Annotated in this window: 20 protein-coding genes and 1 riboswitch; of the genes, 8 read left to right on the top strand and 12 right to left on the bottom strand. The window is 70.7% G+C overall.

Features of this window, described 5'->3' with window-relative positions; translation table 11 throughout:
• Positions 1-100: 100 nt before the first annotated feature.
• The 4 genes from OP79_RS03975 to OP79_RS03960 form a co-directional block, all read right to left on the bottom strand.
• Entirely contained in the window at positions 101-1,066 is a 966-nt protein-coding gene (locus OP79_RS03975) for an acetylxylan esterase (RefSeq protein WP_033318516.1), read from the bottom strand.
• A gap of 104 nt (positions 1,067-1,170) precedes the next feature.
• A complete protein-coding gene (locus OP79_RS03970; RefSeq protein ID WP_033318515.1) occupies positions 1,171-1,755 on the bottom strand; it encodes an Rv1733c family protein in 585 nt (194 codons plus the stop codon).
• A 210-nt stretch (positions 1,756-1,965) separates the two neighbouring features.
• Positions 1,966-2,721, bottom strand: a complete 756-nt coding sequence (locus tag OP79_RS03965; protein ID WP_033318705.1) for a ferredoxin reductase — start codon at positions 2,719-2,721, stop codon at positions 1,966-1,968.
• 25 nt (positions 2,722-2,746) lie between these two features.
• Positions 2,747-3,352, bottom strand: a complete 606-nt coding sequence (locus tag OP79_RS03960) for a sulfite oxidase-like oxidoreductase (protein WP_033318514.1) — start codon at positions 3,350-3,352, stop codon at positions 2,747-2,749.
• A gap of 121 nt (positions 3,353-3,473) precedes the next feature.
• Here OP79_RS03960 and OP79_RS03955 point away from each other — a divergent pair, with 121 nt between their 5' ends.
• The 4 genes from OP79_RS03955 (at position 3,474) to OP79_RS03940 (ending at position 8,137) form a co-directional block, all read left to right on the top strand.
• On the top strand, positions 3,474-4,394 hold the full coding sequence (locus tag OP79_RS03955; protein WP_033318513.1) for a quinone oxidoreductase family protein: 921 nt from the start codon (positions 3,474-3,476) through the stop codon (positions 4,392-4,394).
• Between the two features lie 225 nt (positions 4,395-4,619).
• Complete coding sequence (locus tag OP79_RS03950; RefSeq protein WP_033318512.1) at positions 4,620-5,408, top strand: putative protein N(5)-glutamine methyltransferase; 789 nt, start codon at positions 4,620-4,622, stop codon at positions 5,406-5,408.
• A 93-nt stretch (positions 5,409-5,501) separates the two neighbouring features.
• Positions 5,502-7,517: an NADPH-dependent 2,4-dienoyl-CoA reductase gene (locus OP79_RS03945; protein WP_033318511.1), complete on the top strand. Its 2,016-nt coding sequence runs from the start codon at positions 5,502-5,504 to the stop codon at positions 7,515-7,517.
• A gap of 50 nt (positions 7,518-7,567) precedes the next feature.
• Complete coding sequence (locus OP79_RS03940) at positions 7,568-8,137, top strand: PadR family transcriptional regulator (RefSeq protein ID WP_033318510.1); 570 nt, start codon at positions 7,568-7,570, stop codon at positions 8,135-8,137.
• Here OP79_RS03940 and OP79_RS03935 read toward each other — a convergent pair whose 3' ends face one another.
• From OP79_RS03935 to dhaK, 4 genes are all read right to left on the bottom strand, one after another.
• Positions 8,138-8,713 (bottom strand): hypothetical protein, encoded by a 576-nt coding sequence (locus OP79_RS03935; RefSeq protein ID WP_033318509.1) that lies wholly within the window; start codon positions 8,711-8,713, stop codon positions 8,138-8,140.
• 257 nt (positions 8,714-8,970) lie between these two features.
• On the bottom strand, positions 8,971-9,381 hold the full coding sequence (locus OP79_RS03930; protein ID WP_033318508.1) for a PTS-dependent dihydroxyacetone kinase phosphotransferase subunit DhaM: 411 nt from the start codon (positions 9,379-9,381) through the stop codon (positions 8,971-8,973).
• Positions 9,374-9,973: a dihydroxyacetone kinase subunit DhaL gene (gene dhaL / locus OP79_RS03925; protein ID WP_033318507.1), complete on the bottom strand. Its 600-nt coding sequence runs from the start codon at positions 9,971-9,973 to the stop codon at positions 9,374-9,376. Before dhaL ends, OP79_RS03930 begins: the two co-directional genes overlap by 8 nt.
• 63 nt (positions 9,974-10,036) lie before the next feature.
• On the bottom strand, positions 10,037-11,029 hold the full coding sequence (dhaK, locus tag OP79_RS03920) for a dihydroxyacetone kinase subunit DhaK (protein WP_033318506.1): 993 nt from the start codon (positions 11,027-11,029) through the stop codon (positions 10,037-10,039).
• A 172-nt stretch (positions 11,030-11,201) separates the two neighbouring features.
• On the opposite strand from dhaK, the gene OP79_RS03915 reads away from it, so the two are divergent.
• Positions 11,202-11,573, top strand: coding sequence for a four-helix bundle copper-binding protein (locus OP79_RS03915; RefSeq protein ID WP_211270730.1), 372 nt, complete (start codon positions 11,202-11,204; stop codon positions 11,571-11,573).
• Positions 11,574-11,650: 77 nt separating this feature from the next.
• On the opposite strand, the gene OP79_RS03910 is transcribed toward OP79_RS03915, so the two are convergent.
• On the bottom strand, positions 11,651-12,220 hold the full coding sequence (locus tag OP79_RS03910; protein WP_033318505.1) for a histidine phosphatase family protein: 570 nt from the start codon (positions 12,218-12,220) through the stop codon (positions 11,651-11,653).
• Between the two features lie 111 nt (positions 12,221-12,331).
• Positions 12,332-12,492: riboswitch (cobalamin riboswitch) on the top strand.
• 36 nt (positions 12,493-12,528) lie between these two features.
• On the opposite strand from OP79_RS03910, the gene OP79_RS03905 reads away from it, so the two are divergent.
• The 3 genes from OP79_RS03905 (at position 12,529) to OP79_RS03895 (ending at position 14,917) form a co-directional block, all read left to right on the top strand.
• Positions 12,529-12,762: a CbtB domain-containing protein gene (locus OP79_RS03905; protein ID WP_033318504.1), complete on the top strand. Its 234-nt coding sequence runs from the start codon at positions 12,529-12,531 to the stop codon at positions 12,760-12,762.
• Between the two features lie 25 nt (positions 12,763-12,787).
• Positions 12,788-13,552 carry a CbtA family protein gene (locus OP79_RS03900; RefSeq protein ID WP_033318503.1) on the top strand — a complete coding sequence of 255 codons (765 nt, stop codon included), beginning with the start codon at positions 12,788-12,790 and terminating at the stop codon, positions 13,550-13,552.
• Positions 13,553-13,738: 186 nt separating this feature from the next.
• On the top strand, positions 13,739-14,917 hold the full coding sequence (locus tag OP79_RS03895) for an acyl-CoA dehydrogenase family protein (RefSeq protein WP_033318502.1): 1,179 nt from the start codon (positions 13,739-13,741) through the stop codon (positions 14,915-14,917).
• A gap of 144 nt (positions 14,918-15,061) precedes the next feature.
• Here the strand turns inward: OP79_RS03895 and OP79_RS03890 are convergent, their stop codons facing one another.
• The 3 genes from OP79_RS03890 to OP79_RS03880 all read right to left on the bottom strand — a co-directional run bounded on the left by OP79_RS03890 (position 15,062) and on the right by OP79_RS03880 (position 18,917).
• Positions 15,062-16,345, bottom strand: a complete 1,284-nt coding sequence (locus OP79_RS03890) for an NAD(P)/FAD-dependent oxidoreductase (RefSeq protein WP_033318501.1) — start codon at positions 16,343-16,345, stop codon at positions 15,062-15,064.
• A gap of 56 nt (positions 16,346-16,401) precedes the next feature.
• Positions 16,402-17,085 carry a haloacid dehalogenase type II gene (locus OP79_RS03885; protein WP_033318500.1) on the bottom strand — a complete coding sequence of 228 codons (684 nt, stop codon included), beginning with the start codon at positions 17,083-17,085 and terminating at the stop codon, positions 16,402-16,404.
• Positions 17,086-17,699: 614 nt separating this feature from the next.
• Positions 17,700-18,917 carry a PucR family transcriptional regulator gene (locus OP79_RS03880; RefSeq protein WP_033318499.1) on the bottom strand — a complete coding sequence of 406 codons (1,218 nt, stop codon included), beginning with the start codon at positions 18,915-18,917 and terminating at the stop codon, positions 17,700-17,702.
• Positions 18,918-19,040 lie beyond the last annotated feature (123 nt).

Genomic DNA, 19,040 nt, shown 5'->3' with positions numbered 1-19,040 from the left:
AACCGGAACGGCGGCGTCCACGCCGTTGCTCGGAAACAACGGGTCCTCGCCCACCTCGGCGAGGACCCGTAACTCCGCGACCGGAACGCAACCGCTCCTTCTACAGGCGCTTCGGCAGCCACGCCAGCTGGGCCGCCTCCTGGTAAGGGCCGCCGCCCTCATGGTCGTTGAAGTCGTACACCTCGATCGTCTTGTCCTCGTGCGGCCAGGCGTTGAAGGCGGCGAACACCGTCGACGGCGGGCAGGTCTGGTCCTCCAGGGCCGCCGAGAACAGGGCGGGCGCCCGGCCGCGCGCCGCGAAGTGCACGCCGTCGAAGTAGGACAGCGTGCGCCGCACCTGCTCGCTGCGGCCGCGGTGCGTCTTGAGGTAGTTGCCGATCTCCCGGTACGGATCGCGGTCCGTCAGCGTCGTCGCGCGCGGGAAGTCGCACAGGAACGGCACGTCCGGGGCGATCGCCGCCAGGTCCGGTACGAGACCGCCGACCGCGATCGTGATGCCGCCGCCCTGGCTGGAACCGACCGCCGCGGTGCGCGAGGCGTCTATCAGCGGATGCGAGCGGGCCGCCTCCACGGCCCGTACCGCATCGGTGAACAGCCGCCGGTAGTAGTAGCTTTCGGGATCCTCGACCCCTCGGGTCATGAAACCGGGATACGCGGGCGCGCTGCCCACCGGGTCCGGTGTGTCACCGCCTCCCCAGGCACTGCCCTGGCCGCGGGTGTCCATCACGAAGTGCGCGAAGCCCGCCGAGGCCCACAGCAGATGCGTGTGCGGAAGGCCGCGCCCGCCGCCGTACCCGACGAACTGGACGACCGCAGGGCGGGGCGTGTCGGCCCAGGCGGGCAGCGTCAGCCAGCCCTTCACCGGGTGACCGCCGAACCCGGCGAACGTGACGTCGTACACCTTCACGGTCTTGAGATGCGTCTCGACCGGCTCGAAGGAGGCGTCCAGGTCGTGCTCGCGCGCCTCCTGAAGCGTCTTGGCCCAGAAGGCGTCGAAGTCCTCGGGCTCGACGGAGGCGCTGCGGTAGCTCCGGAGCTGGTCGAGGGGCAGGTCGAACAAGGCCATGGATGACCGCCTTTACGGGATCACGGGTCAGGGTGCGGATGATCACACCGTACGGGCGCCGTCGGCGGGCCGCCAGGCCCTTTTCACGCACCGGCCGGGCCCGGTCATGCCCAGCGTCGGCTCCACTCAGGACCCGTACGGGCCCACTCGCGTTCCCACTCGGTCATGCGGCGGTGGAGGGCGACCCGGCGTACGACGAAGTGCCCCACCAGGACGACGGTCGCGGCGCCGCCCGTGGCGCAGCCTCCCACCGCGAGCGCCTGCTGCCAGATCGCCGTGCTGTCCGCCGGGGCGGCGACGACCCGGCCCGCGTCGTCCAGCCACACATGGGTGCGCTCGCCGGGGCGGGTGCCTGCCGGGACCCGGGCCTCACCCGTGCGTGCCCGTTCGCCGGGCTCGGTCCAGCGCACGGCGACCCAGTAGGTGGGTTGCTTGCCGCCCGTGGCGGTGGGTGGCGCGGCGGGCGCCTGCTCGGTGACCTCCGCGCGCACCCGATGGCGTTCGGCCCGCTGTTCAGCGGCCGTGTCCCGCGCCGCGTCGTATGCCTGCCAGCCCGTGACGAGCCCGGCCAGCGGGGCGCCGAGGCACAACAGGACGGCGACGACCAGGGCCGTCCACGCCTCCACCACGTCACAGTGCCTGCGCAGCGAATTGGGCCGCCAACGCCAGCCGCGCACCCGCGTGCCCATGTCCACGCCTCCTCATCGCTCGCGTCCGGCGGTCACCGTCCGGTCCCGGAGCGGCTGGTCACCGTCGTACGCCGCCCGAGTTCCCCGTCGGCGCCGGATGGACCCCGTGAGGGGCCATCTCGTGGCGGTGATCTCGTGGCGGTGAGTGCCCACACCGCCGGATCCGCCCGCGCACGACTGAGGCCCCGCGGAGCGGAGTGAGGAGCAGCGTCAGCCGAAGCGCTCGATCCGGATGCGGTCCACCGGCTGTCCCGCGTCGACGAGGAGCCGCGAGGCATGCTCGGCGAACCCGTTGGACCCGCACACGTAGGCCTCCCACCCGCCGTCCGGGCGGTCGGCCAGGAGCGCCGCCACATGCGCGGCCGACAGCCGCCCCACGGGCACACCGGGCGGCGCACTACGCGTGAACACGGGTGTCGTCTCGGCGCCGTACTCCGACGCGTAGATCAAGTCCTCGGGCCCGCGCGCCGAGACGAGCAGGCGCAGCGGTACGGACAGTCCGCGCGCCCGGTGGTGGCGGACCATCGACATCAGCGGTACGACACCGGAGCCCGCGCCGACGAGCAGGGCGGGCCGGTCGCCGGTCCAGGCGAAGAAACCGCTGTTCGGGCCGCGGACTTCGACCTGGTCGCCCGGCTCGGCGACCGTGTGGAACCAGCCGGACACCTCGCCGCCCTCGACATGGTCCAGCGTGAGCTCGATGTGCCCCGAGTCGTCGGGCGGCGACGCGATCGAATAGTGCCGCTGGGCGGTGTAGCCGTCCTCCGCGGTGAGCCGCAGCATCAGGTGCTGGCCGGGCACATGGCCGCGCCAGCCGGGCACGGCGAACCGGAAGGTCGCCGCGCGTGGAGTCTCGCGGCGGATCCCGGTGAGCGTGGCGCGCTGCCAGGTCGTCGCCGTGTCGTTGTTCACGGCGATCCGGCCGGGCACGGCGAACCGGGTCGGGGGCGTGAACGTCCCGCTCATGTGCAGGTCTTCGGTCAGCGGAGTCTCAGTCACCGGAGTAACGCTGCTCTTCCCAGGGGTTGCCGCGGTGGTGGTAGCCGTTCTGCTCCCAGAAGCCCGGCTCGTCGTGGTCGAGGAGTCTGAGGCCCGCGATCCACTTGGCGCTCTTCCAGAAGTACAGATGTGGCACGAGCAGCCGCGCCGGACCACCGTGTTCCGCGGGCAGCGGCTCGTCGCCGTACTCCCAGACGATCCAGGCGCGCCCGCCGGTCAGATCGGCCAGCGGGAGGTTGGTGGTGTACCCGGTGTGGGAGTACGCGACCGCGTGCGTCGCCTCCGGTGCCGGGCGTACGAGGTCCAGGAAGGCGTCCAGCGACACACCCCCGAAGCGCACCCCGAACTTCGACCAGCTCGTCACACAGTGGATGTCGCCCTCGTACGCGGACGCCGGCAGCGCGTGCGCCTCGTCCCAGGACCAGGTGCGCGGCTCGGCCACCAGCCCGTCGACGGTGAACGTCCAGTCCGCGGGCGCCAGTTCGGGCGTGACCTCGGCGGACAGGACCGGCCAGTCGTCGCCCGCGTCGTACTGACCGGGCGGCAGGCCGGAGTTGGGGACGCGCGGACGTCCGGTGAAGCCTCGGGTGACATGCATCGGGTCCACGGTACCCGGCGCCTGCGCGGGGAGTTGTCGGGGAATAGCCGTCCGGCGATCTTCCTTACACGCTGAGCAGGCGCAGCCCGGTGGGGAATCCCGGTGGAGAAAGAGGAAGCAGATGCCCAAGGCGTACGTCTTCACGCGGTTCGGCGGTCCGGAGACCGAGGCCCTCGTCGACCAGGACCGGCCGAGTCCCGGTCCCGGTCAACTCCTGGTCGCCGTACGGGCGGCGGGCGTGAACCCCGTCGACTACAAGCAGCGCAACGGCTACGCCCGCCCGGGCCAGACGGCGCGCGAGCTGCCCGCGGTGTTCGGCAACGAGGCCGCCGGAGTGGTCGAAGAGATCGGCGAGGGAGTCACCGGCTTCGCGGTGGGCGACGCGGTGTTCGGCAATCCGGTCGGCGGCGGCTACGCCGAGTACACCCTGCTGCCCGTCGCCGTGACCGCGCACAAGCCCGAGGCGATCTCCTTCACGGACGCGGCGGCTCTGCCGGTCGCGGGGGCGACGGCGTACGACGGCATCCGTCAGCTCGACCTGCCGGCCGGTTCGACGCTGCTGGTCACGGGCGCCGGCGGTGGCGTGGGCGTGGCGGCCACCCAGATCGCGCGCGCCTTCGGGGTGAAGGTCATCGGCACGGCCAGTGCGGGCAAGAAGGACTTCGTCGAGTCGCTCGGCGCCGTGCATGTGCCTTCGGGCCCGGACTTCGTGGCCGGCGTACGGGCCGCCGCCCCGGACGGCGTGGACGCGGTCTACGACCTGATCGGCGGCGAGGTCCTCGAAGCCGCGGCCGAACTCCTCACCGACCGCACGAAGTTGATCACCGCGGGCGGCAAGGACATCGTGGGCCACCTCGGCGGCGCCCCCGTCGCCCGGGCCCGCAACGCCGCGATCCTCGACGAGGTAGCCCGCCTTGTGGCCGACGGCAAGCTGAACCCCCTGGTCACGCAGACATTCCCCTTGTCCCGCGCCGGGGAGGCACTGCGGCTGGTGGAGGATGGCCATGCCCGCGGAAAGATCGTCATCGACGTCACCGGCTGAGCATCCCGTGGGGAACGGCCGGGTCACAGGGCGTCCCGGCCTCGTGGAGGCAGCCGGAGGCCATGTAACGTTGCCGTCCGGCTGCGGACCGCCCCAGCCGTGCAGGGACCGAGGAGGTGAGCCCCATTACCGCTGTGTCGGCTCGGGTGCTCTCGCCTCAGGGGTTCACCGCCATCAGGTGACCGGGAGAGCGCCCTTCGGGTTCCCGAAAGGCTCTCGGCTTCCATGCCCTTCTCCTCCGTCCCTTCCGTTTCGTACGCCGCTGTCGTCGCCGCGCTCCGCTCCGCGGGCTGTGTCTTCGCCGAGGACGAGGCGCGACTGATCGTCTCCACCGCCCGCACCCCAGTCGAACTCACCGCCATGGTGGACCGCCGCTCCGCGGGCCTGCCCCTCGAACACGTCCTGGGCTGGGCCGAGTTCTGCGGTCTGCGTATCGCCGTCGAGCCGGGCGTCTTCGTGCCACGCCGACGTACCGAGTTCCTGGTACGGCAGGCTGTCGAGGTGGCTCCCGAAGCCCCCGTCGTCGTGGACCTCTGCTGCGGCTCGGGCGCGGTGGGCGCCGCCCTCGCCGCGTCCCTGCCCGGAGCCGAGCTGCACGCCGCCGACATCGACCCGGCCGCGGTGCGCTGTGCCCGCCGGAACGTCGGCGAGCGCGGCCATGTCCACGAGGGCGACCTCTTCGAGCCGCTGCCGCACACCCTCTGCGGCCGGGTCGACGTCCTGGCAGCCAACGTGCCGTACGTCCCCACCGAAGAGGTCGGCCTGCTGCCCCCGGAGGCCCGCGACCACGAACCCCTCGTGGCGCTCGACGGAGGAGGAGACGGGCTCGACATCCTGCGCCGGGTGACCGCCGAGGCCCCGCAATGGCTGGCCCCCGGCGGCTCCCTCCTGGTCGAGACGAGCGAACGCCAGGCGCCCACGGCATTCGAGGTCTTCGCCGACAGCGGGCTGGTTCCGCGCCTGGCCGTGTCCGATGAGCTGTACAGCACGGTCGTCATCGGAACGAGGTCCTAGTCACATCGGCCCCTCCATCTTTGTGCAACTAGTTGCATAAAGCTCGGTCCCTCGTCTACAACAGACGTGACGACGCCGCGCATGGAGGGGCCGATGAGCCGTTACCCGCACCTGCTGACCCCGCTCGACCTGGGCTTCACGACCCTGCCCAACCGCGTGCTCATGGGCTCCATGCACGTGGGCCTGGAGGAGGCGGAGCGCGGCTTCGAGCGCATGGCGGAGTTCTACGCGGCCCGGGCGCGCGGGGGAGTGGGGCTCATCGTCACGGGCGGCATCGCGCCCAACGAGGCGGGACGGCCGTACGAGGGCGGCGCCAAGCTCACGACCGGGGCGGAGGCCGAGCAGCACACCGTCATCACCGAGGCCGTGCACCGCGAGGGCGGCAGGATCGCGATGCAGATCCTGCACTTCGGGCGGTACGCCTACCACCAGGACCTCGTCGCGCCCAGCGCCCTCCAGGCCCCGATCAGCCCCCATGTCCCGCACGCGCTCACCGACGACGAGGTCGAGCGGACGATCGACGACTACGCCCGAGCCGCGCGCCTGGCCCGGCAGGCGGGCTACGACGGCGTCGAGATCATGGGCTCCGAGGGCTATCTCATCAACGAGTTCATCGCCACGCAGACCAATCACCGCGAGGACCGCTGGGGCGGCTCGTACGAGAACCGCATGCGCTTCCCGGTCGAGATCGTCCGCCGCGTACGGGAGGCGGTCGGCGAGGACTTCGTCATCGTCTACCGGCTGTCGATGCTGGACCTGGTGCCCGGCGGATCGACGCTGGACGAGGTGATCACGCTCGCCCGGGCCGTTGAGGCCGCCGGAGCGACGATCATCAACACCGGTATCGGCTGGCACGAGGCGCGGATCCCCACCATCGCGACCTCGGTGCCGCGGGGCGCGTACGCCTGGGTGACCAAGAAGGTCATGGGTGCTGTCTCGATTCCGCTGGTGACGACCAACCGCATCAACACCCCTGAACTCGCCGAGGAGTTGCTCGCCGAGGGCTACGCCGACATGGTGTCCCTGGCCCGCCCGATGCTCGCCGACCCCGACTTCGTCAACAAGGCGCGGGACGGGCGCCCCGACGCCATCAACACCTGCATCGGCTGCAACCAGGCCTGCCTCGACCACACCTTCAGCGGCAAGATCACCTCCTGCCTGGTCAACCCACGCGCCTGCCACGAGACCGAGCTGGTCCTCGCACCGACCCGGCGGCGCAAGCGCGTCGCCGTCGTGGGCGCCGGGCCCGCCGGGCTCGCCTGCGCCGTCTCCGCCGCCGAACGGGGCCACGACGTCACGCTCTACGACGCGGAGAGGGAGATCGGCGGCCAGCTGAACGTGGCCCGCAAGGTCCCCGGCAAGCAGGAGTTCGACGAGACGCTGCGCTACTTCCGTACGCAGCTCGAACTGCGGGGAGTGGAGGTGCGGTTGGGTACATACGCGACGGCGGACGACCTTGCCGGCTACGACGAGACGGTGATCGCCACCGGCGTCGGCCCGCGCACCCCCGACATCCCCGGCGTCGACCACCCGAGCGTCGTCGGCTACCTCGACGTGCTGCGCGACAGCGTGCCCGTCGGCGACCGTGTCGCGATCCTCGGCGCGGGCGGCATCGGCTTCGACGTCGCCGAGTACCTGACCGACAGCGGCGACAAGGCGAGTGAGGACCCGGCGACGTACTTCCGGCAGTGGGGCGTCGACATGGACCACCGGACGCCCGGCGGCCTCGCCGCGCCCGAGCGGCCCGCCCCGCCGCGCTCCGTCCACCTCTTGCAGCGCAAGCCGTCCAAGGTCGGCGCCGGGCTCGGCAAGACCACCGGCTGGATCCATCGCACAGAGCTCAGGCACCGCGGGGTCACCATGATCCCCGGAGTCCGGTACGACCGGATCGACGACGAAGGCCTGCACGTCACCGTCGACGGGCAGAGCACCGTCCTGCCGGTCGACGCGATCGTGCTCTGCACCGGGCAGGAGCCGCGCCGCGACCTGTACGACGAGCTGCGCACCGCCGGTCGCAGTGTGCACCTCATCGGCGGCGCGGACGTGGCCGCCGAACTGGACGCGAAGCGCGCGATCAAGCAGGGCACGGAGCTGGCGGCGGCGCTGTAGCCCGGGGAGCAGCATGGGCCGGCTTTCGGCGGCGTACTTAGGATGAGTTCATGTCACTCCCGCACGCCATCCTCACCGCCCTCCTCGAGAAACCGTCGTCGGGCCTTGAGCTGACCAGGCGTTTCGACAGGTCGATCGGCTACTTCTGGTCGGCGTCGCATCAGCAGATCTATCGCGAGCTGGGAAAACTGGAGGCCGTCGGCTACATCCGGGCCCTCCCCGCCGAGCAGCCGACCCGCGGGCAGAAGAAGAGCTACGAGGTCCTGCCCGCGGGCCGCGCCGAACTCACCCGCTGGACCGCAGCCTCCCAGGACCCCAAGCCCCTGCGCGACCCGCTGCTGCTGCGCCTGCGGGCCGCAGCCGTGGTCGGCACCGCGGGCATCGAGGAAGATCTGCGCCGCCATCTCGACCTGCACCAGCGGCAGTTGGCGGAGTACGAGGAGATCCAGCAGCGGGACTTCCCGCCCGGCAGACAGACGCCCCAGGACCGGCTCCAGCACCTCATCCTGCGTGCCGGGATCGACCTGGAGACCTTCTGGACCCACTGGCTGACGCATGCGCTTCAGGAGTTCGGGCGACTGCCCGCCGATGACTCGGCTTCCCGGGAGTCAACGGTGTGATCAGAGCCGGTTGGGCTTGGAGCGGCGGCGCAGGACCCAGGCCGTGGCCCCGACGCCTGAGGCCACCAGGACCCCGCCCACCGCGTAGGTGACGGTGCTGTAGTCCTCGGTGGAGCCGCCCGCGCCGCCCATGACCCCGCGTGTCGGCGAGGGCGAGGGGGTGCGCGTGGGCGTGGGTGAGGGCGATCGGGGTGGGGAGGTCGTCGTGGAGATCGTGGGGCCCGAGCCCGTGGACACGGTGACGGACTGGGTGCCCGCCGTCGAGCCGTTCGCGCAGACCACGATGACGGTGTACGTGCCCGTGCTGACGCCCGACCAGGAGGCGCTCTGGCTGCCCGTGCTCCTGGTCAGCGGCACTTGGCGGCCCTGGGCGAAGTTGGCCTGGCCGCTGGAGAGCAGCGAGGCGTTGCCGCCGGTGGGGCACGCGGTGGTGTTCACCTGGACCGTGGACCCACTGGAGGTCACCGTGATCTGCGTGTTCACTGCCGCAGCGGGCCCGGCGGTGAGGGCCAGCGGCAGCGCGGCGGTGGCCGCCACGGTCAGACCGGTGCGGACGAACATCTGAGTGGTACGCATTGACTGCCCTCCGGCGGCACGGTTGGCGGTACATCCCATGCGCCGCCGAGGGTTGGGAAACGCCCGTGCTGCCCTGGGACGAGCCAACGTGCCCCGCACCACCCCCGCACGCGGGCCGAGCCCGATCAGGTGACGGATTCCGCCGTGCGGCGCGCCATGGCGTGTCGCCGGACCGGCGGCCCGATCCATCCGCATGCCTCCGCCACCGCCCGGCCGCCCTCCGTGGTCACCATCGCCCGACCGTGGCCGTGGCCGTGTCACACCTTTCGGTACGTGTACGCCTCCGCAGCCGCCGCCTCCACCGCCGTGAGGTCCGCTCCGGCCGAGGCGGTGACGACCGCGGCCACCGCGCCCTCGACGAAGGGGGCGTCCACGAGGCGGGTGTGGGCCGGGAGCTCGTCGCCTTCGGCGAGAAGGGTCTTCACGGTGAGGACCGCGCTGCCGAGGTCGGTGAGTACGGCGACACCGGCGCCGCGGTCCACGGAGGCGGCCGCGGCGGAGATCAGCTCGGCGCTGGTGCCGAGGCCGCCGTCCTCGACCCCGCCCGCCGGAGCCACCGGCGCGGTCGTGCCGCCGCCCGCGAGCCCTACCGCCAGCTCGGCGACCGAGGTGGCCACCTCGGCGCTGTGCGACACGAGCACGATCCCCACCAGCTTCTCGTCACTCACCGGCCGCCTCCTCGAGGGCCGCGATCAGCAGGGCGGAGGAGGTGGCACCTGGATCCTGGTGCCCGATGCTCCGCTCGCCCAGATAACTCGCCCTGCCCTTGCGGGCCTGCAAGGGCGTGGTGGCGAGGGCGCCCTCCTCGGCGGCGGACCGTGCCGCCGCGAAGGACTCGCCGAGCGCGTCGACCGCGGGCACCAGCGCGTCGATCATGGTCTTGTCGCCGGGCGCCGCCCCGCCGAGCTGCATCACCGCGTCCACGCCGGTGCGCAACGCGTCCGTGAGCTGCTCCTCGCTGACCTCGGCCGCGTCCCCGAGCGCTTTCCCGGTACGGCGCAGCAGTGTGCCGTACAACGGACCCGACGCACCGCCCACCGTCGAGATCAACTGGCGTCCGGCGAGCATGAGGACGGCGCCCGGCGTGCCCGGCGCCTCCTTCTCCAGTGTGGCCGTCACGGCCGTGAAGCCGCGCTGCAGATTGCTGCCGTGGTCGGCGTCGCCGATCGGCGAGTCGAGGGCGGTGAGCCGCTCCGTCTCGCGGTCGACGGAAGCGGCGGTCGCCGTCATCCAACGGCGGAAGAAGTCGGCGTCGAGCACAGGATCTCCTCGCATGGTGCTTGCGTAGTCATCGTGCTTGTCAGGTAAGGGAGTTGACCGGTCTCACATGCCCCAGCGCAGGCCCGCCGTACGCACCGGAGCGTCCCACAGCCGCAGCAGCTCCTCGTTGACCTGACACAGCGTCACCGAGGCTCCTGCCATGTCGAGCGAGGTGACGTAGTTCCCGACGAGGGTGCGCGCCACGGCGACACCACGCTCGGTCAGCACGCGCTGCACCTCCGCGTTGAAGCCGTACAGCTCCAGGAGCGGCGTCGCACCCATGCCGTTGACCAGCACCAGCACCGGATTCCTGGGGTTCAGGTCCTCCAGGACCGCGTTCACCGAGAAGTCGGCGATCTCCCGCGACGTCATCATCGCGCGCCGCTCGCGGCCGGGCTCGCCGTGGATGCCGATGCCCAACTCCAGCTCGCCGGGCGGGAGATCGAAGGTGGGGCTGCCCTTGGCCGGAGTCGTACAGGCGCTCAGTGCGACGCCGAAACTCCGGGAGCTCTCGTTGACCTGACGGGCCAGCGCCTCGACCCGCTCCAGCGGCTGGCCCTCATGGGCGGCGGCGCCCGCGATCTTCTCCACGAACAGCGTCGCGCCGGTGCCGCGCCGCCCCGCCGTGTAGAGGCTGTCGGTCACCGCCACGTCGTCGTTGACGAGCACCTTCGCCACCTGGATGCCCTCGTCCTCGGCGAGCTCCGCCGCCATGTCGAAGTTGAGTACGTCCCCGGTGTAGTTCTTCACGATGAACAGCACCCCGGCCCCGCTGTCCACGGCGGCGGCCGCCCGCACCATCTGGTCCGGCACCGGGCTGGTGAACACCTCTCCCGGACAGGCCGCCGACAGCATCCCCGGACCCACGAACCCGCCGTGCAACGGCTCGTGCCCCGAACCGCCACCGGAGACGAGCCCCACCTGCCCGGCCACCGGAGCGTCCCGCCGAACGATCACCCGGTTCTCTACATCCACGGTCAGCTCGGGGTGCGCGGCAGCCATGCCCCGCAGCGCGTCCGCGACAACCGTCTCCGCGACGTTGATGAGCATCTTCATTCCGTACCTCCGGGTGAGGTGAGCAGCCGTGGCCGCGTCCTGGATCTCTCAAAGCCTGCGGGTCAAGTATCGATCGCCGAGTGCGGTTGGGCACGGGTGGGAACGGCGGATCTCGTGCCCGCTTGGTGACGTCACCGGGTTTGGCGTGACGGTGTCCGGCTACTCGGACAGCGTGTCAGCGACAGATCAGCAGGAACTCGTCCGTTTCCTCGAGGACCGGTTCGCCTGTGCGCAGGCGTGTACCGAGTGCGCGCGGGTGTGTGCGCTGCGCGCGAGTCTCGCCGATCTCGACGGTCCCGAAGATCAACAGGAGCTGCGGCGCAAGAGCATCATGTGCGCGGAGGTCTGCGACGCGACCTGCCGCGTGCTGGCCGAGCAGACCTGGCAGGACGAGGCCGCGACGCGCGCCCAGGTCGAGTGGTGCCGCGGCGTCTGCCTGGAGACCGCGCACGTCTTCGACCGGAACCCCGGCGCCGAGGAGGGCGCGCTGGCCTGCCGGGACTGTGCGCGCGCCTGCACGGAGTTCCTCGCCCTGCTGAGGTGACGGGTTTGCTGGGGTGACGGTCCTGCCGGGATGTCGGCCGCCCTGAGGTGACGAGCAGCCGCCCAGGCCTCGGCCCGTCAGTCCCCGAGCCCCCGCCCCACCCGTACGTTCCAGCGTCCGGCCCGACCGCTGAGTTCCGTCGCGGTCAGCGGCGGTACGTCGATCCGCCAGAACGTCGGCTCCGGAGCACCGAGCGCCCGTACCACCACGGCCCGTACGATCTCCGGCTCGACGACGGCGAGGGTCCGGCCCGAGAACTGCCCGGCCGAATCGAGCCACTTGGCGACCCGGTCGCACAACTCGCGTACGGATTCACCGCCGTGCGGGGCGCAGGACGGATCCGCCAGCCAGCGCGCGACCGCCTCCGGCTCCTCGGCGCTCACCTCGGCCAGGCTCGCGCCGCGCCAGCGACCCACGTCCAGCCCCGCCAACTCGGGCTCGTCCGTGGCGTCGAGACCGAGCGCGCCGGCCGTCTCGCGGCAGCGCACGCCGGGGGAGACCAGGGCCCGGTCCACAGCGGGCAGCGCACCCGCTGCTGCCTCCGCGAGCCGCAGCCCGGCGGGGTCGAGAGGGCATCCGTCGTCGAAACGCGCCTCCCGCAGTGCGGCACTGATCGCTGGTGAGATCAACATCACTCGGCTGGTCATCGGCCCACTTTCGTACTCGAACGCCCGCTCAAAGCCCTTGCCCACACCGGGAATTGGCGCATGACCAGGGCAACGGCGCACTCTCCTGCACCGCGTGCGCCCTTGGCCGCCTCCCCGCTTCGCGGTACGGTCACGTCGATATTGACGACGGTTCGACGGAAGCCGGTGAGAATCCGGCACGGTCGCGCCACTGTAAGCCCGTAGCGACCGCCTCCCACCAGGGGCGGTGCAGTCCGGGCAAGTCAGACCCGTGGCCGTCGTCCTGTGCACCACCAAGATGGGACGCGAGTTCCCCAGGAGGTTCTGCCATGGCCCAGTCCGTCGCTCAGCCGACCGTGACCAACCCCGCTGTACCGGCCGCCGTGCCGGCCAAGCTGCCGATCGGCGCGATCGTCCCCTGGGCGGTCTTCTTCGGCATCCTGATGCTGGTCCTGCTCTACTTCGTCGGCGCCGAGCAGGGCGCCACCTCCGTGGTCTCCGGCGAAGGCGTGCACGAGTGGGTGCACGACGCCCGCCACCTCCTCGGCTTCCCCTGTCACTGACGGCGACGAGGAAGCGTACGAGCACATGGACTCAGCAACCGTCAGAAACCTCCTGGTGCGTGGCATGCTCGCGGGACTCGCCGCGGGCCTGCTCGCCCTGGTCGTCGCCTATTTCCTCGGCGAACCACGTGTCGACGAGGCCATCGCCTTCGAGGAGGCCCACGCCCACGAGCACGGCGGCGAGGAACTCGTCAGCCGCACCATGCAGTCCACCGCCGGTCTGAGCACCGGCGTCCTCGTCTACGGCGTCGCGTTCGGCGGCATCGCCGCCCTCGCGTACTGCTTCGCACTCGGCAGGATCGGCCGCTTCGGGCCACGCGCGAGCGCGCTGCTGCTGTCGACCGCGGGCCTGCTCGCGGTCTACGTCGTCCCGTTCCTCAAGTACCCCGCCAACCCACCCGCCGTCGGCGACCCCGACACCCTCAACCAGCGGACCACGCTGTACTTCCTGATGGTCGTACTCAGCGTGCTGCTGGCCGTCGGCACGGTGATCCTCGGCAAGCGCCTCGCGCCACGCCTGGGCAACTGGAACGCAACCCTCTCCGCGGGAGCCTTCTTCGTGCTCGTCGTCGGCCTGGCGTACGCGGTCCTGCCGTCGTACAACATGGTCCCGGAGGGCTTCCCCGGCACCCTGCTGTGGCAGTACCGGCTCGCCGCCCTCGCCATCCAGGTGACCCTGTGGACCGCGTACGGCCTGGTCTTCGGGTACCTCGCGGAGCGCGTGCTGGCTCCGCGTACGGCTGCTGCCCAGCGGGGGAGCGCCACGCAGGCAACTCCCGTACCGCAGTGAACAGTTGAGTCAAGCGATGGGCCCCCGGACAACCGGGGGCCTTTCCTTGTGCCACCCACGTGCCATCCACGTGTTACCCACTCCCGCGTGTTCCCAATTTCTGGAACACGTTCTACGGTGTGCGCCGTAAGACAGGGCGGCCGGAGCAGCAGGCCAGTAGGAGCCCCGTGGGAGCCAGGAGGCGCCGTGCATCTCGAATACACGCCGGAGCAGCAGGAGTTGCGCACCGAACTGCGCGCCTACTTCACCGAGTTGGTGCCGGAGAACGTCCACGCCCGGTACGCGGACCCGGCGGCGCAGAAGCGGTTCTACCGCGAGACCATCCGCCGGCTCGGCTCCGACGGCTGGCTCGGGGTGGGCTGGCCGAAGGAGTACGGCGGGCGCGGGCTGAGTCCGATGGAACAGTTCATCTTCTTCGACGAGGCCGCCCAGGCGGGCGTACCCCTGCCGCTGATGGCGCTGAACACGGTCGGACCGACGATCATGCAGTTCGGCACCGAGGAGCAGAAGGCGTACTTCCTGCCGAAGATCCTCTCCGGCGAGATCGACTTCGCGATCGGCTACAGCGAGCCCGACGCGGGCACGGACCTGGCCGCGCTCAAGACCAGGGCTGTTCGGGATGGCGATGAGTACATCGTCAACGGCCAGAAGATCTGGACGACGAACGGTGATACGGCGGACTGGGTGTGGCTGGCCGTCCGTACCGACCCGGACGCACCCCCGCACAAGGGCATCACCATGCTCCTCGTGCCGACCTCCGACCCCGGCTACTCCTGCACCCTCATCAACACCCTCGCCTCGCACGACACCACCGCGAGCTACTACGAGAACATCCGCGTCCCCGTCTCCCGCCGCGTCGGCGAGGAGAACAAGGGCTGGCGGCTGATCACCAACCAGCTCAACCACGAGCGCGTCACCCTCGCCGCGCACGGCACCATGGCCATCCGCGCCCTGCACGACGTACAGCGCTGGGCGCTGGAGACCAAGCTCGCCGACGGCCGCCGCGTCGTCGACCTCCCCTGGGTGCGCCGCCGCCTCGCCCAGACGCACACCAGGCTCGACGCGATGAAGCTCCTCAACTGGCAGATGGTGAACGCCGTCCAGGAAGCCACCCTCACCCCGCAGGACGCCTCCGCCGTGAAGGTGTACGGCTCCGAGGCACGCCGGGACGCGTACGCCTGGCTCATGGAGATCGTCGCGGCGGCGGGCGTCCTCAAGGAGAGCTCGGCGGGCGCGGTGCTCCACGGCGATCTGGAGCGCGGCTACCGCTCGGCCGTGATCTTCACCTTCGGCGGCGGGAACAACGAGATCCAGCGCGAGATCATCTCGTGGATCGGGCTGGGGATGCCGCGGGTACGGCGTTAGCGAGTTTTGTGACCGTCACGCCGACCATGACTGGCCCCAACCCACCCGCACCGGCGTCCAAGCCATCCGCATCACACGACCCCAACCTGCCAACCCATAACGCAACGGGGCATTGACCCTAGCCCTTCCGTGAATCGCTGTTGGTCAGCGCAGCCGGTCCTTGGCCTTGTAGTACGCCCCGGCGAAGGGCAGGAACCAGGCGGTGCCGTTGTAGAACGGCACCGGAACCTTGGGGAAGCCGAAGCCGCGCAGGGGGTTGGCCTCCGGGTGGCCGTCCATTACCTCGGCCATGGCGCGGCCCATGTAGGTGGCCATCTGGACGCCGTGGCCGCAGTAACCCATTGAGTAGTAAAGGCCGTTGGCCTCGCCCGCGTGCGGAACGCGGTCGTAGGAGAAGCCGACACTGCCGCCCCACACGTAGTCGATCCGCACGTCCGACAACTGCGGGAAGATCTCCGCCAGTTCCTGCTTCAGGACGTCACCGCTCTTGACGTCCGAGGCGGGGTTGGAGGGGGCGAAGCGGGCCCGGCCGCCGAAGGCGAGGCGGTTGTCCGGGGTGAGTCGGACGTAGTGGCCGATGTTCTTGGAGTCCACGACCACGCGGTTGTTGGGGATGAGCTGCCGGGCCCGCTCCTCGCCCAGTGGCTCGGTGACGATGACGAAGCTGCCGACGTTGATCAGCCGCTTGCGGAACCAGGGCATGGCCTTGTCGGTGTAGGCGTCGGTGGCCGCCATGACCTGCTTGGCGCGGATGGTGCCGTGCAGGGTCTCGACGAGGAAACCGCCCTCGGGGATGCGGTGCAGCGCGGTGGCGGCGTTGCGTTCGTGGATCTGAGCCCCGGCGCGTTCGGCGGCCTCGGCCAGACCATGGACGTATTTGCCGACGTGAAGGTGCGCGCTGAGCGGGTCGAGCAGGGCTCCGTGGTAGTAGTCGGAGCCCAGCTCGGCACGCAGATCGTTCTTGCTCAGCAGCGTGGTGTCGTGGCCGAAGTTGTCGGCCAGGTCGCGCTGCTTGGCCCGCATGCTCTCGAAGTGCTGCGGCTTGAACGCGACTCCCAGACGCCCTACGCGGTGGAAGTCGCAGTCGATCTGCTCCTTGACCGTCAGCTCCTCCACAACGTCCACCGCCTCGCGGAAGGCGTCGTACAGTTCCCGGGCCCGCGGCTGCCCGTAGCGCTTGCGCGCCTCGGCGGGGCTGATGGTGATGCCCTGGGTGCACATGCTGCCGTTGCGCCCGGAGGCGCCCGAGCCGACCTTGTCCTTCTCCACGAGGACGACGTGGGCGCCCTTGCGTGCCGCGTGGTAGGCGGTGGACAGGCCGGTGAGGCCGCCGCCGATGACCACCAGGTCCGCCTGCTCGGGCAGGGGCTTGCCGGTCCGGTCGGGGAAGGCAGGGGCTGTGTCGAGCCAGTAGGGGATCTGCTTCATGACGTACGTCCTCGGGTCTTCCTGGTCGTTCAGGGGTGTTTTTCTGGGTCCCGGCCTCAGCAGCCGAGCAGGGCCGGCAGGCCGGACAGGTCGGGCAGCTCGTCGAAGGGCTGGTAGTCGGCGCTGCCGCGGGCGCCGTAGCAGCCGTCGTGGCCGTAGCGGTTGATCCACACGCGGCGAGCGAGGCCGAGGTCGCGGGTGGGGATGAGGTCGTACTCCCAGCCCTGGGCGACGTGGATGACCTGGGCGGGGTCGATGTCCATGGTCTGGAAGGCGTACTCGAAGGCCTGCCGGGACGGCTTGTACGCCTTGGCCTGCTGGGCGGTGATGACATGGTCGAACTCGACGCCGATGTTGGCCAGGTTCTGGGCGATGAGGTCGTCGTCCGTGTTGGAGATGATGGCGATCTCGTACCGGGACTTCAGCGCCTGCAGGGCGGCCGGGACCTCGGGGTGGGGGCCGAAGGTGGGCACGGCCGCGACCAGGGCCTCGCCGTCGGACTTCCGGTACTCCAGGCCGTGCAGACGCATGGCTATCTCCAGGCTGGAGGGCAGCACCTCGTGGAAGGGGCGGTAGGCCTCCAGGACGGCGTGGAACCGCATGATGCGGAAGTCGTCGAGGAACTCGTCGACGTTCAGGCGGTCCAGGTCCAGCCGGTCGGCCATGACCTTCAGGGTGGTGGGGCCGAGCTGGAAGTCGACCAGGGTGCCGTAGGCATCGAAGGTGACGATCTGACGCATGGTGTTCAACCTCTTTCCGGGCATATTGGACACGCCGTTCACCGGGAATCACGATCTCGTCGAGTGCGGCCAGGTCCGCCGCATCGGGGGTCCAGGAGGCTGCCGCGGCGTTGGCGGCGACCTGTCTAGGGGGCATGGGGGCATGGGGGCTGAGGGGGTGCCCGAGGGGCCGCCGCTGGAGGACGAGCCCCCCGGACAGGGCCGGGGACGGCGAATGCTGATCAGGTGGTCGGCGGCAGCACCATTGCTGCTCCGAGTGCGATGAGCCCCTCTCCAACCCGAGGTGATGCGTCAGTGAAGCACCGTGGAGAATCCGGCAACAAGGGACGCGAGGCCGCGACATCGACCGCGCATTTTGTGCCTGTGCACAATTTCCTGTCAGGGACCCGGTGCAGTTCCTGCCCGAACCGAATGAGTCTCTGAGAGGTACCGCGAGCGGCTCCGGCGCGAACTGCGGCCGCTTCGCGCCGCTGCCCGGCAGCGTGACCGGGCTGTCGGCCGACAAGGCTGCCGTCCCCATGAAGGGCATTCGGCCTCTGACCGCCACGCTTTGGCTCCAGCTCTCTCGGTCGCGGCCCCGGCCGGTTGCCACAACCCGTCCGGCAATCGGTGGATCAGGACACCGTCGCCCGGAAGCGGGCGCCCGCGTCCGTCTCCAGCCAAGCCAAGGCGAGGACCAGCCGGGCGGCGTCGTGCGGCCTGGACAGCTTCAGCCCGGTCGCCTCTTCCGCGGCCTGCAGGCGATTGCCCACCGTGTTCCGGTGACGGTAGGTGCGTGCGGCCACCTCAGCGACCGAGCCCAGGTCGAGGTACCAGCGCAGGGTCTCGACGATGCTGTCGCGGTCGCGCAGCTCGAGGAGTGGGCGCAGCACGCCAGTGGCCATCGCACCGGTGAGCTCCTCCTGCGCCGACATGATCGCCCCGACCCAGTGGCCCTCCACGTGCCGCACTCCGGGCTGCGCGGAGCTGCGGATCGCGGCACGTGCGAACCGGATGCCCCGCGCCGTCAGCGCCAGCCCGGGGACTTCCGCGACACCGCAGCGCCACGGGGCGAACGGCCGGAGCATGGCAAGCATGGCCTCTTCATCGCACCGTCCGTGACCGATGATGCCGAGGAGCTCGTCACCCATCCATCCGAAGTGACGCAGCAGGCCGCCCCGACGCAGCGCATCGTCGACCTGGGACAGAGCCGGGTCCCCGGTAGGAACGGATTCGACCACGACCACGGTCAGTGCGACGTGCTCGGAGAAGCCCAGCAACGTCGAGGCCTCGGCGACCGTGGAGGGATCCTGCTCCCCTTCCAGGACGAGGCGACTGAAGGCGCGGTTGCGCACCTCCGTACGACGGCTCGCCAGGTCGCGCTCGGTGCGGCGGTAGGCGTCGACGACCTCGACGCTGTTGGCGTCCGTCGCCTCCCAGACGCGGATCAACCCGTCGAGGAAGTCGGGATCGGCGCTGATGCCACGTGCTCGCCCCTCCGCGAGCACGGCCTCCCACAGGGTCCTGAGGTCCAGCTGGAAGGAGTGCATCAGAGCGGTCAGGGGAAACGCCTGCTCCGCTCGCTCGCGCCCCACGTCCTCGGTGGCGCGCGAGACCGTCCGGGGCACGGGACCGCCGGCCAGCCGGGTCAGGGCGAGTTCGAGGGTTCGTCGCATCCCCTCCCGTTTCTGGACCGGGTCCAAGTCCCCCGACGCGTAAGCGGCCTCCTCGGCTTCCAACTGTTCGAGAGCACGAGAGGTCAGTTCGTCGAGTCGTTCCTCGAGGAGCCGGCGCGCGATCGCCTGCACGGCGTCGTGGCGGGCCCCACCCTGACGGCGTCCCGGGCCGCTCACGAGGACCGCCTCTCCCGACAACAGCCGTCACCGGACGGATACCGGGCCGTCTCCGGGAAGCGCCGCTGACATGCCGGCGGGGCTCCCTGACAGAAATTGTGCACAGGCACAAAATACGGGGTC

Origin of the sequence: Streptomyces yerevanensis (assembly GCF_000716805.1) — a bacterium.
In the GTDB taxonomy this organism is placed as follows: Bacteria; Actinomycetota; Actinomycetes; order Streptomycetales; family Streptomycetaceae; genus Streptomyces; species Streptomyces flaveus.
This window is presented reverse-complemented; position numbering and strand designations above follow the sequence as displayed.